We start from the raw sequence: 14,841 nt of genomic DNA, 5'->3' as shown, positions 1-14,841 counted from the left end.
TTACCACATAACCACCAATAGACTAATAGAAAGTATCTCACTATTTTAAAGTAGGTGAATTAATTATGGATAAATGGAGAAACGCACTAAAAATTGGAAGAGAAATTGAATTTGAATATAATAATAGAGTTTACTTTATAGGTAATTACGATGAAGGTAGATGTATATTTAATGATGTAAATGAAGAAGTAACAAAATATTATACTGATATAGATTTATTTTTAGATGAGGTATCTATAGATGAATGTTTATTAAATAAATTAATAAAAAGTGATAGTGCAAAAATAATAACTATTTTTTAAAAACATATCACAATACAATTAATGCCCATAAAATCCATTTATTTAGATTCTATGGGCATTAATTGTATATAGCTTATAAAAAGTATTTATTTAATCTTCAACATATTTTAATATATCACCTGGCTTACATCCTAATACCTTGCATATATTAATTAACGTAGAAAATCTAACCGCTTTCGATTTGTTTTTCTTCAATATTGAAAGGTTTGCCATTGTAATACCTAGTTTTGCGGATAACTCAGTTGAATTCATTTTTCTTTTTGCCATAATAACGTCTAAATTAATTATAATGCTCATATTTTACCTCCTATGCGGTTTTATAATCTTCATCTTTTCTTTCAATAGACACATCAAATAATATTGCTAATACAATATCTAAAGAAATAAATGAAGCAAAAATCATTAAAATTATAGTTAATGCATATAAGTACATTCCAATTATCTAAATAATTTTTTATACATATTAACATCTACTATTTAAATTAAGATATATATATTATACAACAATTCATATTGAATTAAAATACTTTATTATCGAAAAACAATAAAAATATATTGACTAAAATGAAAAATGATTATATCATAATACATATAAAGTCAATTTTTAAAAAATGAAAAAATTAAAGAGGAGAAAAAAATGAAAAAATTAATAAAAGTGGTAACTATAATTGCAATTCTACTTGCAGGGTCGTTAGGAATTTTGCTCTTAAATGGTCCAAGTGATGTAATTGTACTTTCAGAAGAAGAAGAAAAGAAACAACAACAAATGGAAATTGAAAAATTTAAAGATGTAGATCTTTCAGGGTTTAAAACAACAGATTTAAATGGAAATAAAGTAACTTCAGATGTATTTTCTAAAAACAAATTAACTATGGTTAACATATGGGCGACATGGTGTGGCCCTTGTGTTGACGAAATGCCTGAAATATCAAAGTTATACAATGAGTTACCAACTGGAACTAATGTAATATCTATATGTACAGATGCAGGAGATAATAAGGAGAGTTTAGATATTGCTAAAGAAGTTATGAAGAAGTCTAATGCTAAGTTTAAAACATTAATACCAGATGAAGTTTTAAAGAAAAACCTTACTAATGAAGTTCAAGCTTTCCCAACTACTATTTTTATAGATAATAAAGGAAAGGTCGTTGGATCACCACACTTTGGAGATCCTACAGCAGAAGGATTTAAAAAATCTATAGATGAACATTTAAAGCTAGTAGAAGAGAATAGTAATGAAAAAAATTAATCATTTTACAAAATATTTTTTATTGCTTACATCTATATGTTTTATATGTATGGGTGTTATAAGACAAGAGCAGTTTACAGTTTTGAAAAAATCTATAAAAATTTGTCTTGAATGCATAGGAGTCGGATAATGAGAAGAAGTTATATACAAATTTTGTCAACAGCACTTTCAAACAGTTATATTTTAGGCTTTTTTAAAGGTCGAATATATACAGGTAAAACTAAATTGATTTGTACCCCTGGACTGAACTGTTACTCTTGTCCTGGAGCGATAGGTTCTTGCCCCATAGGATCTTTACAGGCTGTTCTAGGTGGAAGAAGTTTTAACTTCTCATACTATATATTTGGATTGATGATGTTACTTGGAGTAGTTTTAGGTAGATTTATATGTGGATTTTTATGTCCATTTGGCTTTTTACAAGACTTACTATATAAAATAAAAACCCCCAAATTAAAGATTAAAAGGAAAATTGATGAACCTTTGAGGTTTTTAAAATATTTGTTTCTTATCATACCTGTTATAATTTTGCCTATTTTTTTAACTAATGAATTTGGAATTGCGCAGCCATTTTTTTGCCAATGGATTTGCCCGGCCGGAACCTTAGAGGGCGGAATACCTCTTTTAATAAAAAATGAATGGCTAAGAAAAATGGTAGGTTTTTTATTTAATTGGAAGTTATTTTTACTTGTGCTGACTATAATCGGATCTGTTCTTATATATAGGCCATTTTGCAAGTATATTTGCCCTTTAGGAGCATTTTATTCCATATTTAATAAATTAAGTTTTTACCAAATGAGTATAGAAAAAAGCAAGTGCAATGGGTGTAAGGCTTGTGAAAGAGCTTGTAACATGCAAGTGGAAGTAACTAAAAACTGTAACTCAATAGAATGTATTCGTTGCGGAGATTGTAAAAAGGTATGTCCACAAGGTGCCATATTATCAACATTTAATATGAAATTTAAAAATCAAGAATAAAAATAAATTATATCTATAAAAAAGCCCTTAGAATCCTATAAACTTGATTCTAAGGGCTTTAGTTTTATTTATTAAGTGTTGCCTCATATATACGTGATTCCTCACCCCATGGATGGTACCCAATACCTAGGTAATTAAAGTCGTAACGTTCATAGTATCCTATATAATCAGTACATAAATATAATTTTAATACTCAATAAAAAGTTTCTAAATCTTTTTATTTCTACCTGATAAGATACCCTCAAATAATAGTATCCCATGCATAAATAACATAAATATAAGCGAACCATTCCATAAATTAGTTATATCATGAATATATCCAAAAAGTATTGGACCAGTTGATGCAATAAAGTATCCTATAGTTTGTGATATCCCAGATAATGAAGATGTCTCTTTAGCACTATTTGTTCTTACAGTAAAAAATAAATATGAAAAACTTAAACTAGCACCTTGTCCTATTCCTATTAAAACTAGTCCTATTGTAAGTATAATGGGATTAGTTGCAAATAAAGATAAGCATCCAATAAATCCAATTATTGTGGTTATTGCAACAAACATACTTTGGCTTTTCTTTTTACCTGCAATAATTGGGATGATATACATAGTTGGCATACTGCATAATTGAATAATCATAAGTGCTATAGCCGAAAAATTAGAAGACATCCCTCTATCAATTAATATAGAAGGAACCCATGCAAATAAGGCATATGCTATCCATGACTGTACTCCCATAAACAATGCTATTGACCAAACCAACTTTGATTTTAATAGGTATGAAAGTTTAATTTCAGGTTCTAGTTGTTCTTCTTTTTCTATTCCTCCTACAGCTTTACTGTAAGTTAACCAAAGAACTAGAGCTATAATTACTGTTATAACAAAACTCTCAAGTGCAAATTGCCAACCTACAATAGATGCAAGGAAAATGCTCAATCCAGATGCAATAGATCCAAATAACCCCATTGTTGTTGTAAAAGTACCAGTTAATCTTCCAACATCTTTTTTAGGTGCCCCTTCAACAATTACACTAGGCAATAATACATTAGAAATTCCTATTCCTAAAGCAACTAAAATACTACCTATTAATAAACTACTTACTGAACCTAAAGATCTTATTAATAAACCAATTAAAAGTAAACTTAAACTTGTTGCAATTGTAATCCTTTTGCCAAATTTATTATCTAATTTAGGTGCAATTATTGATATTATCCCAAATACAAATAATGGAATTGATGTTAATATCCCAAATAGTGAATTACCGGATGTAAAACTTTCTTTCATAGATGGAATTAGTGGTCCAACCATAGTTAAAGGCCCTCTTAAATTAGCCGCTATAAAAATTATAGTTAATGTTAATAATAGTTTCTTGTTATTCATTTTGTTAACTCCTCGATTATATATTTACAAATTTTAAAATTATTTGTTGTATCCAATTATAAATAAGGCAAGAAAAAAAAGATAATACAATTAAATGCTAAACACCATAAGTAAATATTATGATGTTTAGCATTTATATTTTTTAATAGAAAGGAGATAATGTACTATATAATGCTTATACTATAAATTAATTAGGTGGAGATATAAAATGGATTTAAGAAAATTAGAATACTTTATTGCATGCGTAGATTATAAAAGTTTTACACAGGCTGCTATTCACTGCAATATATCACAAACTGGTATTAGCCAACAGATAAGAACTTTAGAGAATGAACTTGGTATTATATTATTTGATAGAAGTGGTTATCGCGCAGCACTTACCTTAGAGGGTAAAAAATTTTATAGAAGATGTAAACATATATTAGATGATTACAATAGAGCTATTGAAGAAATGCATAACATAAATAAAAAATATATGTATAATATAAAGCTTGGATTGTCTGAAGATATGGAAAATAGCTATATTTATAATTTTTTACAAACTTACATTAAAAAAAATCCAGATGTAAATATAGAAATAAAGGAAGATAAACCAAATACTCTAATAAAAAATCATAGTGATGGATTTCATGTGATATTAGGAAATTTAGTTGAATTAAATAAGTTAGATGAGTTTAATATAGTTAAAACGATTGACTGTAGTATGGTTGCAATTACTAGTAAAGATCATTATTTAAGTAATATACATGATCTAGACGGAATAGATTTAGCGTCTGAAGAAATAGTCATTTTCTCAAAAGAATATAGCATGTACTATCATGAAGAGATAATAAAAAACTTTGAACTAGATGGGTTTAAACCAAATATAGTACATATAGCAGATTCTTTTTCAGAACTTATACTTATGATATTTTTAAACAAGGGTATAGCTGTATTACCTAAGGAGTCTTTATCTAAAACTAATTTAGAAAACATAAGTTTTCTCAACATTAAAAATACAAATCATAAATATGAATATGCTGTCGCTGTAAACAGAAAGTATATGAATAATGAAATAAATGATTTTGTTGATGAAATGATAAATGAATTTTATAAATATCATATAAAATAGTAAGTAATTTTAAAAAATATATAGTAAAGAAGTCCTAAAAATCCATTTATTTGAATTTTTAGGACTTTATCTTATTTTCTCACTTTTAGCTTTAAACCTAATATTCATACATTTTCCATAAAAAAAAGACACACGATGTGTCTTTTTCCGAACATATATATATTATAATATAGTTACATTCTCTGCTTGAGGACCTCTAGCACCTTCAACTACATTAAAGTTTACTCTTTGACCTTCTTCTAATGATTTGAATCCATCAGTTTGTATAGCTGAGAAATGTACGAATACGTCTTCTCCACCTTCTACTGATATAAAACCAAATCCTTTTTCATTGTTAAACCATTTTACTGTTCCATTCATCATTAAAAAACTCCTATGAACCTATTTCTAGGTCTCTTTAATTTATTTGTGTATTGCTACAAATATTATTATAGCACAGATTAATAATAATAGATAGCTTTTTATTAAAAATACTATTTTTGTAATTCTTGATCTTTATTTAATTTATCTTTTAATTGAGATTCAAGTTCTATAATTTCATTAAAAGTATTCTTTATCTCATTGATTAGTGGATTATTTCGATTATCATATACCTTTTTTAAAATTACCTCTTTCTCCGCCATCTTGAACATATCATTACCATACATTTTTTTATACATAGATATTTTATCATCAATTATCTCAGACTGTTCACTTAACTCTTTAGCTAAAACTTTGCTGTCCTTTAATTCACTTTTAGTTTCAGATATCTTTTTATTTATATCTTCAAGATTAATTTGTTGTTCGCTAAACAAATTCTCTTCTTCTCTGATAGATATATCTTTTTTAGATTTAATTTTGTCTGTACTCTTTATACCAAGCTCAACTTTAGTATTTTCTGTTACATAATTTTCTTTATCTTTATTTTCAATCATACTCTTTATTTCAGTAAGTTGCGATAACTTATGTTCTAGAGATTCTTGAAATTTGTGATTTATACTTGAGTTATATGTAGCATCTAAGTTTTCTCGAGCTAACTGCTTACCTTTATTAAAAATATGTATTTCTTTTACAGGTATACCTATATCTTTTTTATTAGCAGTCCCATTAATTTTTATATTTTTTAAAGAGCTACTGTTGTAACTTTTTAATATAGACCTCCCACTACTTACGTTTAAAATATTCATATATTCATCCCCTTATTTAATAACTCCCTTTTAAACATAGTTCATTATAAATGTACGACTTATTAAAGCTCCAACTTTAGCTAATTTACCTAAAACATAAAAATAATAAATAGTTTCTTAAATGATAAAACAGATTGTTAATCAAATAGAGTTTTATTTTGCATCCTGAAATTTTTAATATACTTTATGGTATTATCATGCTATAATTTTATAAATGATAATAATTATCATTTATAAATAATTTTCAATTCAAGGAGGGCTTATGGATAACGTTGGATTTGCTTTTTTACTTACATTAATTGCAGGACTATCAACTGGAATCGGAAGTTTCATTGCCTTTTTCTCTAAGAATACTAATAAAAAATTCTTGTCTTGTAGCCTAGGTTTTTCAGCAGGAGTTATGATATATGTTTCAATGATTGAAATATTTGTTAAGGCTAAAGACTCTTTATCATTATCATTTGGAGATAAAATGGGAACTGGAGCTACTATACTAGGTTTCTTTGGAGGGATTTTAGTTATAGCCTTAATAGATAGATTTATACCAAAGGATACTAACCCTCATGAAGTAAGGGATGTTAAGGAATTAGATCAAATCTCTTCAAATAGTTTAAATACACCAAAAGCTAAAATGAAATTAATGAGAACTGGAATTTTTACAGCATTAGCAATAGCTATTCATAATTTCCCTGAAGGTCTAGCAACTTTTATCGCTGCACTTCAAGATTCAACTATAGCTATACCCATAGTTGTTGCAATAGCTATCCATAATATTCCCGAAGGAATTTCTGTATCTGTTCCAATTTATTATGCAACCGGTAGTAGAAAAAAAGCCTTTTTATATTCATTTATTTCTGGATTAGCAGAACCTGTAGGAGCATTAGTTGGTTATATGATTTTAATGCCAATTATGAATAACACCGTATTCGGTATATTATTTGCATCTGTTGCAGGGATAATGGTATTTATTTCTATTGATGAGTTATTACCTTTAGCTAAAGAATATGATGACGGACATTATTCTATCTATGGTTTAGTTTTTGGAATGCTAGTTATGGCGATAAGTTTATTTTTATTTATGTAAAAATTCAATACAATGTAAAATAAAGGAAAACAAAGTAAAAGTGTATCTTTTGAAAAAACCGATATGGGTAAATTCACTGTATCTAAAATGTATAGATAGTAACTAATTTTTGAAATGGTAAAACAAATTGTTAATGAATTTGTTTTACCATTTTTCAATTCCAATTTAAATAGATTTTTATTATATATTATGTTGTTATATTCGCCTTTAAAACCGGTAATTGAATATCACCTCTTGTATATCAATAACCAAATGTTAACTTGAAGTCTCTATGATTTTTATAAAAAAATATGTAATATATAGTTAACAGGGGTGATGTATAATATGAAAAATGTATTTAATACTTTTAAATGTCTCTTGATTATATTTGTACTAATATTATTAGTTTATGATAAAGTAAAAGTAAATTTTATAAAAAAATCCAGTTATATTATTGAGAAATCTGTTACTTATACCGTATATGATAAACACAGGCTAAAATCTGGAATGTATTTAGACTTACACTATAATAATTATTCGCTAGACATTAAAGTTGAAGATTCAAATCAATATAAAAATTCAAAGAATGGTGATGAGATTACATTAGATTCTAATCTGTACTATGATAAGAAATCCGATAAGCTTAAGTTAATTGAAATAAAAGGTTTCAAAACTGAATTTTATGACTAGATTTAAATCTAGACTAGTAAAATTACGAGTCCTATAGTAAACAAATGGCTACTCATTGCTGATACATATAATAGCGTTTCAATCTTTTTTCTTTCAGTTAATTTATGATGTTATTTTCTCATAACTATACTTTCTAGGGGAGGTTTACATAAAATTGTTTTACTTAATTTTTCACGTTTTTATTTTTTTATTTGGTTTAATTCTAGTTATTTCTCCATCTTCATTACTAAATTATTTTACTAAAAGAGATATGGAAAATACTAATAATCCTTATAAAGAGACTCTTTTAAAAAATAAAAAAATATGTATGATAGGAGGATTCTATTGTATTGGAATAAGCCTATTAAGTTTTTTTGTAAGTAATATAATTATGATAATAATCTTATATATTGTTATTCCAATTGTAGGATTATATATATTAGAAAATAAATTTAAATAACTATTATGACTTATTAGATATATAGATTTATTTATTATAAAAGATTTTTAAGTCATTAGATTTGCTTACAATATGTGCTTTAATCTAAAAATGGTGTAACAATTTATAAAACAATTTAAAATTTAATTTGTTACACCATTTGTTTAATTTTATATAAGTTTCAATTGCTCTTAAACACTATAATTGAAAGATGCTTATTTTACTGTTTAAGCTCAAGTACTTTAGTTGAAATTCTTTCACCAAAGAACTCATCATGTTCTACAAATAACATAGTAGGCTGAACTGATAAAATTAAATCCTCAATTTGCATACGACTTATAACATCAATAAAGTTTAACGGTTCATCCCAAATGTAAAAACTAGCACGATCACAAAGACTCTTTGCAATCAAAAACTTTTTCTTTTGACCTTCGCTCCAAGTACTTACATCTTTTTCAAACTGAATACTTTCAAACCCCATTTTATAAAGATTTGATTTTAAATGATTTAAATCTACACTATAATTTCTTGCTAGTTCATCAACATTTCCTTTTAGATAAGATGTATCTTGAGAAACATATGAAATGTTTTTACACTTATAAACATCTCCATCATAAGAAATATCTTCACCAAGAATTAGTTTTATAAGACTTGATTTACCAGATCCATTACTACCTTTTAGCCAAATTCTATCTCCTGGCTTTATTTTTAGATTAACATCTTTAAACAATACTTTATTATCATATCTAATACTTAAATTGTTTAGTGTCAAGATTTTCTCTTCCATATCTTCACTAGTTTTTAATATGAGATTATCATAATTCTCTAAGTTTTTAAGTAACTTAGATTTTTCTTCAATAGCATTATTTTGCCTTTTCTCAATAGATTTAGCTCTTTTCATCATCTTAGCAGCCTTATGCCCAATAAAGCCTCTGTCAGTAGGCCCATTTCCAATCTTTGATGCTTCTGTTTTATCTGACCAACTAGCTTTTTGCTTTGCTGCCTCTTGAAGTCTTTTAATATCTTTTTTAAGTTTTTCATTTTCAAGCTTTTCAAACTCATCTTGTCTATCCTTGTTAAGTTGCCAAGTTGAGAAGTTGCCTCTTTGAACTTCTATATTTGCCTTGTTTATAGACAGCACGTGATCAACTATCTTATCTAAAAATGATCTATCGTGAGAAATTAATATAAACCCAGATTTTGATGCTAGATAATTTGATATGACCTCTCTACCTTCTATGTCTAAATGATTTGTTGGTTCATCAATTAGTAAAAAGTGATTTTTTCTTAAAAACAATCCAACAAGAAGTAACTTTGTTTGTTCTCCAAAGCTTAAAGTAGAGAAGTTTCTTTGAAGTATTTCAACTTCTAATTTCATCTTTCTTATTTCTTTTTCTATTAATTCATTTATTATATATCCATCATTTTCAATGTATTTTTCTAAAATATCTCCATACTGATCTAACTTTTCTTCGTCATTTACATACTCATTCATTAATTCCTCCCAAGTTGTAAATGGAGCTATTGTGTTTCTAATTACTTCAAGAGAAGTTCTATCTTGATTTTCTATATGAAATGGAAAGTACTCAAAGTCTACGGGAGAAGATATAGTGCCTGAGTATTTAAATTTCTTCATAAATAGATTTAAAAGTGTGGTTTTACCCCTTCCATTCCTTCCTATAAGTCCTATTTTCCAGTTTGTATCTATAGAGAAAGATGCATTTTTGAAAATATCATCTACGTGTGTATCGTAACTAAAAGTCAAATTGACTACATTTATTTGTGCCATATATATTCCTCCTTGCGAAAGTTTTTTGCATAAAAAAACTTCCTTAAATTTAAAGTAAATTACACTTAAATTAAGAAAGATTGATTTTAAATATGAAACACAAATCATTTTATTGAAACTATATAAATATAATTTATATAGCTGAAAGTTAAAAAATAAGAACTATAATATAAATTTTATGTAAGCAAATTAAGCTTAAACACATTGTATATATCAAGATATAAATTTTTATTTTAATACTCTCATAAAACAATTTCATAAAGAAGTTTGATTTAAGGTTTCAATGAATTAATCTTATTCTTAATTTAAGACAGTTTATAAGCTCAAAAATAAAAGTATCTAAAAATACTTTTTAAGATTTATAAACTTTTTAAATATTTGAATAAAATTATCTGTTCATTATACCTAATCACCTCTTATATGTTTATTTATTAATATAATATGCCTATTTAATTATGTTGTCCATAGGTTTTTTATTTTATGCACTAAAAAAGCCCTCTACATCCACTTATTTAGATTATATGGGCTTTAAATTGTAACTATTACTTAAATTTATATTGAGGTCTCTTTAGCTTTAGTTTTTTTCTTTAAATTGAAATTTTAAAACTAGTATAAATTAATTACATTTGTTTTTTGAAACAAATATAATTCTAATAAAAATAAATAGTGATATCAAACACAATGCAATTCTTGAATTATTTTCAGAAGAAATGATTAAATATAGATCTACTAATATAAATCCTATTATGCCTAATTTTAACTTAAGATTTTGTGAAATATTTTTCATAAAGATGCCTCCTGTAGAATTTAAATGTAATAACTCATACTAACATTTTAAATTTAAAAAAAGTATAAACTGGATTAATATGTGCTTATTCTGGATTAAAATATATAATAACACCCCCTTAAAATACTATTCTCTAGATTCTAAGGGGGTGTTTGTATTTGTTATATAGTTTTTAAATCAAATTGTTTTACAAATATAATAATAATTACAAATACAATTTGTTTAACAATTAGTTATTATATTTGTAATTCTATTTGTTTAATTATCTATATCTTTTTATTGCAATTTCTATATTTATATACTAGCTACAATCTTATTTGTTTTCTACAACTTAAGTAAATTCCTAAAAGTAAAATTGTTGGAATGCTAGTAGAAATAAAAGCTGTTAATCCTATCTTAAATGTTGTTGCCTGAAGTAAACATACAAGTGAATTTAGAAAAGCTACCCCAGGTAAAATAAGCCCTGGTACTTTGCTTTTTTTCTTAGATAGAAATTCTTGTAAATAATATATACACCCTATAATAAATAAAAACATTAATAAAGAAACTATTACCATTTTATCCCCCTATTGTTCTAACCTATTTTTACATTTAAATTGATTTTCGTATCGATATATATACAACTAAACCAATTATAATTATCATCTCTATTATCTAATTCGAAAGTTTATGTACCTTTTAAACTACGGTCCCATAAAGGATATTATTTCAAAATTGTTTGTCTTATTTGATTAGTTAAACTTCTTAGAATTTCATAGAGCTCCTCTTTTGTAGTTATATAGTCTTTTCCAAATGCTTTATTTGTTAATCCTTTGAGTATATCGTCTGAAATGATTTCATCCTCACTCATGTACTGTCCCAAACCATAATGAGCGAGACAGTTACGAAAATTTCTATCACATAAACAGTCATCTATGTAAAAATTAGTATTCTTTTGGATATTCATCTCTTTAATAAAACTACAAAGATAGTAATACTGTAAATATGCAAATTTAAATTTTTGAGGGATTTCATCTATAAAATAATTTTCAATAAACTCTATTGCATAATTAATAGTACAAAGTATAGAAAAAAGCAGAAATCCAAACTCATCACTCATCTTCAATGGTGATTTTCTATAGAAATGATAATCTTTATATTGAACAATGATATTATCATTATATCTATATATCGGAAACTCCTTACAACTAAAAAAATTTGCTAATTTCCCAGCAACTATACTCTTATCTCAGCTCCTTCGATCCCTAATTGCTTTATAGGCATATACATTAACGCTAGAATTGTGTTACCACAAAACTCACCATTACATAAATCAGTCCCTACATTGTAATATCCAAATATCTTTTCATGTAAACTACGTATGCTATAAAAGTAGTTTTCGTTTTCTTTAAACTTTTCAAAAATCAGAGTAGAATATTCTTCATAACTTTTTTCAAAAAGCTTGTGCCCCTGTCTTAATTGCGTATAAAATGCTTTCTCAGTTGAATTAAAGCAAGGAGCACTTAATCCAACTTTTTTACACCATTGCTCTGCCCCATCTGCAAAAACTCCGATATAAGGTATACTCATACAAATATAATTGCTACTAATATTTTTAGCATTTTTTTCAATTTCAGTTAATGTATATAAAAACCTTGCGTCTGATTGTATTAATTCATAGGCAGTTTTCTGTACTTTATTCAAATCATATCCCCTCCAAAGTTCTAATTATAAATAAATTCCGAGTTATCTATATGTTACCAGATATGTTTTCATTTAGCATAATATAACAATTGTAAACGCTAACTATATTATATATAATATTAAATTTCATATTGTATTTCTATCTAAACATTTTAAAATAACTACATACCAACAACTGAGAATATCATAAGTCCGTTTTATTTTTAGTCATAATATAAAAACCTCTGTGATATATATGTAATATAAAGATATAAATATATCACGTTGATGGAGGGATATTTATGAAAAAATTAAACAAGTATTCAATTTTATTTGCATTCTTCGGATTATTAGGTATAAAACATATAAATAGTGACCCCTTAGGTCTTTTATGGTTTATGTTCTTTGCACAGCTTTCTCATATTTGGTGGAGTAAGCTGGGAGATTGTGAAGATGAAAGATTGATTGCTAATAAGCATAGAGCTGGAACTATAGCTCTTTACACAGGATTTGTTATAGCGATCGTATCAAGTTATGCAATTAGACTATATACATCCGATTTATTATCACTTTATAAATTGCAAATATTAATACTATCACTTACTTTTGCAATATCAGTAAATTTATGGGGATTTTTAACTTATAAATTTGATACCGGGAATTAAAATTTATGGTAACATTCATTAGTAATTTGAAAAAATATCGTCAATTTAATGAGTTAACTCAAGAAGAGTTGGCTAAGAGAGTTAATGTAAGAAGAGAAACTATAGCTCGTTTAGAAAATGCTAAGTATAATCCTTCACTTGAATTAGCTGTTAGGATTTCAAAAGAGTTAAATACTCCTATAGATGCGTTGTTCATATTTGAGTTTTAATTATAAGTAAATGTTAAATCAAATCTCTATATTTAAAATATATACTAAGTCTAAAATGGTTAAATAAATGGTTAAACAAATTAAACTAGTATTAGTTTTATAAATTGTTTAACCATTTGTTTTTATATTTGTAATTTTAATAAAAACATATCCTAAATATCATTGAAATTTCAACAAAAATAAACTACTCATATTACAATTTCAGTCTATCTTTTATATTTAAAATCAATTTAGGTGCCAATAAATATGTAACTAATCCTACTATAATTATTAACTAAATAGATATATTTTTAAAGTAACTAAGATACGTTATAGCAAAAAAACCTATAAAGAAATTTTAACCCCAAGATTGTAAGCTTTCTTTAGAATTTTAAAATTATGTTTAGTTGAATCTTTTTCAAATGCTTTTGTAGCTATTATAGTCTTGTAGTGATTTAACCCCATTCCCTTTAAATGTTTTGCCGTATATCTAAAATACTTTTTAAATAAAAATGAAATTGGAGCGGCTTGAGTATAAACCATTATTAACTTCTTTTCACCAAATCTCGGAGTGTGCTTAGCCTTATTTATTTCTGTTAGAGGATAAAGTCTATCTAAAAGTAACTTAGTTTGAGCTGACACTTGACATATATATACTGGAGAACCAATGATAACATATTCAGCACTTTTTATATCCTCATATACTTCTACCATATCATCTTTAAGAGCACAATTAGGAGTTTTTCTGCAATATAAGCATCCTTGACATCCCTTAATATTCATATCATTTAGATAATACTTTTTTACCTCAGCACCATTATCATTTACGCCTCTTATTATCTCATCAAGTATTGTATCTACATTACCTTTTTTTCTTGGACTCCCCATAAATACTACTACCTTTGTCATTTCATCTTCTCCTATTTAACTTATTTTTCTAGATTAAAATATATTTTTTCTAAATAATTTTCAAACCTTTTTATATCTTCTTCCTCAAATCCATCATAAAACTTAGCATTCATCTTAGTTATTACATCGTTGAATATATGAATACTTTCATCTGCTTTTTTAGTGTTAGAAATTAAAGTAATTCGCTTATCTTTTTCAGATGATCTCTTTAATATATAACCTTTATCTTCTAAACGATCTAGCATGCTTGTTAAAGTTGATTTGCTAAGCGAAAGTTCTTTACATAAATCATTTATAGAAAGTTCGTTATATCTACTAATTACAAATAAAATTTTACCTTGAGCATGGTTAATATCTAAGTTTTTATGCTCTTTCATTAATTTGTTAAAAATTCTTCCCGATAAGAAATTTACTTTATTTATTAAAAAACCGCCTTTATTATTCAATTTAAAACCTCCATCTGTAAACTATAATCATAAATAGTACTATATAG

Annotated in this window: 21 protein-coding genes and 1 pseudogene; 9 read left to right on the top strand and 13 right to left on the bottom strand. The window is 26.1% G+C overall.

Annotated features, from left to right (window positions below; all coding sequences use genetic code 11):
* Window positions 1-65 precede the first annotated feature (65 nt).
* Window positions 66-302, top strand: coding sequence for a hypothetical protein (locus ACN6I1_RS15870; RefSeq protein WP_419743338.1), 237 nt, complete (start codon window positions 66-68; stop codon window positions 300-302).
* A 90-nt stretch (window positions 303-392) separates the two neighbouring features.
* Here the strand turns inward: ACN6I1_RS15870 and ACN6I1_RS15865 are convergent, their stop codons facing one another.
* Window positions 393-599, bottom strand: a complete 207-nt coding sequence (locus tag ACN6I1_RS15865; RefSeq protein WP_195947869.1) for a helix-turn-helix domain-containing protein — start codon at window positions 597-599, stop codon at window positions 393-395.
* 10 nt (window positions 600-609) lie between these two features.
* Entirely contained in the window at window positions 610-735 is a 126-nt protein-coding gene (locus ACN6I1_RS15860) for a hypothetical protein (RefSeq protein WP_419743337.1), read from the bottom strand.
* A gap of 204 nt (window positions 736-939) precedes the next feature.
* On the opposite strand from ACN6I1_RS15860, the gene ACN6I1_RS15855 reads away from it, so the two are divergent.
* The 3 genes from ACN6I1_RS15855 to ACN6I1_RS15845 are packed head-to-tail and all read left to right on the top strand — an operon-like array spanning window position 940 to window position 2,526.
* Complete coding sequence (locus tag ACN6I1_RS15855; protein ID WP_419743336.1) at window positions 940-1,551, top strand: TlpA family protein disulfide reductase; 612 nt, start codon at window positions 940-942, stop codon at window positions 1,549-1,551.
* Window positions 1,538-1,681, top strand: a complete 144-nt coding sequence (locus tag ACN6I1_RS15850) for a CD1871A family CXXC motif-containing protein (protein WP_195947871.1) — start codon at window positions 1,538-1,540, stop codon at window positions 1,679-1,681. Before ACN6I1_RS15855 ends, ACN6I1_RS15850 begins: the two co-directional genes overlap by 14 nt.
* Window positions 1,681-2,526, top strand: a complete 846-nt coding sequence (locus ACN6I1_RS15845; protein ID WP_419743335.1) for a 4Fe-4S binding protein — start codon at window positions 1,681-1,683, stop codon at window positions 2,524-2,526. Before ACN6I1_RS15850 ends, ACN6I1_RS15845 begins: the two co-directional genes overlap by 1 nt.
* 64 nt (window positions 2,527-2,590) lie before the next feature.
* On the opposite strand, the pseudogene ACN6I1_RS15840 reads toward ACN6I1_RS15845, so the two are convergent.
* Window positions 2,591-2,710 (bottom strand): annotated as a pseudogene (locus ACN6I1_RS15840) (GNAT family N-acetyltransferase); the annotation flags it as partial.
* 23 nt (window positions 2,711-2,733) lie between these two features.
* Complete coding sequence (locus ACN6I1_RS15835) at window positions 2,734-3,900, bottom strand: MFS transporter (RefSeq protein WP_419743334.1); 1,167 nt, start codon at window positions 3,898-3,900, stop codon at window positions 2,734-2,736.
* A 208-nt stretch (window positions 3,901-4,108) separates the two neighbouring features.
* Between ACN6I1_RS15835 and ACN6I1_RS15830 the strand changes: the two genes are divergently transcribed.
* Window positions 4,109-5,011, top strand: coding sequence for a LysR substrate-binding domain-containing protein (locus ACN6I1_RS15830; protein ID WP_419743333.1), 903 nt, complete (start codon window positions 4,109-4,111; stop codon window positions 5,009-5,011).
* A gap of 162 nt (window positions 5,012-5,173) precedes the next feature.
* Here ACN6I1_RS15830 and ACN6I1_RS15825 read toward each other — a convergent pair whose 3' ends face one another.
* A complete protein-coding gene (locus tag ACN6I1_RS15825; RefSeq protein ID WP_021430916.1) occupies window positions 5,174-5,374 on the bottom strand; it encodes a cold-shock protein in 201 nt (66 codons plus the stop codon).
* 110 nt (window positions 5,375-5,484) lie between these two features.
* Window positions 5,485-6,177: a hypothetical protein gene (locus ACN6I1_RS15820; protein ID WP_419743332.1), complete on the bottom strand. Its 693-nt coding sequence runs from the start codon at window positions 6,175-6,177 to the stop codon at window positions 5,485-5,487.
* Window positions 6,178-6,439: 262 nt separating this feature from the next.
* Here ACN6I1_RS15820 and zupT point away from each other — a divergent pair, with 262 nt between their 5' ends.
* Complete coding sequence (gene zupT / locus ACN6I1_RS15815; protein ID WP_419743331.1) at window positions 6,440-7,261, top strand: zinc transporter ZupT; 822 nt, start codon at window positions 6,440-6,442, stop codon at window positions 7,259-7,261.
* Window positions 7,262-7,576: 315 nt separating this feature from the next.
* Window positions 7,577-7,930 (top strand): hypothetical protein, encoded by a 354-nt coding sequence (locus ACN6I1_RS15810; protein WP_150887177.1) that lies wholly within the window; start codon window positions 7,577-7,579, stop codon window positions 7,928-7,930.
* A gap of 638 nt (window positions 7,931-8,568) precedes the next feature.
* Here the strand turns inward: ACN6I1_RS15810 and abc-f are convergent.
* The 5 genes from abc-f to ACN6I1_RS15785 form a co-directional block, all read right to left on the bottom strand.
* Entirely contained in the window at window positions 8,569-10,137 is a 1,569-nt protein-coding gene (gene abc-f, locus ACN6I1_RS15805; protein ID WP_419743330.1) for a ribosomal protection-like ABC-F family protein, read from the bottom strand.
* A gap of 616 nt (window positions 10,138-10,753) precedes the next feature.
* Window positions 10,754-10,924, bottom strand: coding sequence for a hypothetical protein (locus tag ACN6I1_RS15800; RefSeq protein ID WP_419743329.1), 171 nt, complete (start codon window positions 10,922-10,924; stop codon window positions 10,754-10,756).
* Window positions 10,925-11,229: 305 nt separating this feature from the next.
* On the bottom strand, window positions 11,230-11,481 hold the full coding sequence (locus ACN6I1_RS15795) for a hypothetical protein (protein ID WP_419743328.1): 252 nt from the start codon (window positions 11,479-11,481) through the stop codon (window positions 11,230-11,232).
* Between the two features lie 146 nt (window positions 11,482-11,627).
* Window positions 11,628-12,029, bottom strand: a complete 402-nt coding sequence (locus ACN6I1_RS15790; protein ID WP_419743327.1) for a hypothetical protein — start codon at window positions 12,027-12,029, stop codon at window positions 11,628-11,630.
* A gap of 110 nt (window positions 12,030-12,139) precedes the next feature.
* Window positions 12,140-12,607, bottom strand: coding sequence for a hypothetical protein (locus ACN6I1_RS15785; RefSeq protein ID WP_419743326.1), 468 nt, complete (start codon window positions 12,605-12,607; stop codon window positions 12,140-12,142).
* A gap of 281 nt (window positions 12,608-12,888) precedes the next feature.
* On the opposite strand from ACN6I1_RS15785, the gene ACN6I1_RS15780 reads away from it, so the two are divergent.
* Window positions 12,889-13,251 carry a DUF3796 domain-containing protein gene (locus ACN6I1_RS15780; protein ID WP_419743325.1) on the top strand — a complete coding sequence of 121 codons (363 nt, stop codon included), beginning with the start codon at window positions 12,889-12,891 and terminating at the stop codon, window positions 13,249-13,251.
* 5 nt (window positions 13,252-13,256) lie between these two features.
* Entirely contained in the window at window positions 13,257-13,460 is a 204-nt protein-coding gene (locus tag ACN6I1_RS15775; protein ID WP_419743324.1) for a helix-turn-helix transcriptional regulator, read from the top strand.
* 324 nt (window positions 13,461-13,784) lie between these two features.
* Here ACN6I1_RS15775 and ACN6I1_RS15770 read toward each other — a convergent pair whose 3' ends face one another.
* Window positions 13,785-14,348: a flavodoxin family protein gene (locus ACN6I1_RS15770; RefSeq protein ID WP_419743323.1), complete on the bottom strand. Its 564-nt coding sequence runs from the start codon at window positions 14,346-14,348 to the stop codon at window positions 13,785-13,787.
* Between the two features lie 20 nt (window positions 14,349-14,368).
* Complete coding sequence (locus tag ACN6I1_RS15765; RefSeq protein ID WP_290063143.1) at window positions 14,369-14,794, bottom strand: MarR family winged helix-turn-helix transcriptional regulator; 426 nt, start codon at window positions 14,792-14,794, stop codon at window positions 14,369-14,371.
* Window positions 14,795-14,841: the final 47 nt, after the last annotated feature.

It is taken from the genome of Paraclostridium dentum, assembly GCF_048568265.1.
GTDB lineage: Bacteria > Bacillota > Clostridia > Peptostreptococcales > Peptostreptococcaceae > Paraclostridium > Paraclostridium dentum.
The sequence above is the reverse complement of the archived record's forward strand: the minus strand, read 5'-3'. Positions and strand labels throughout refer to the sequence as shown.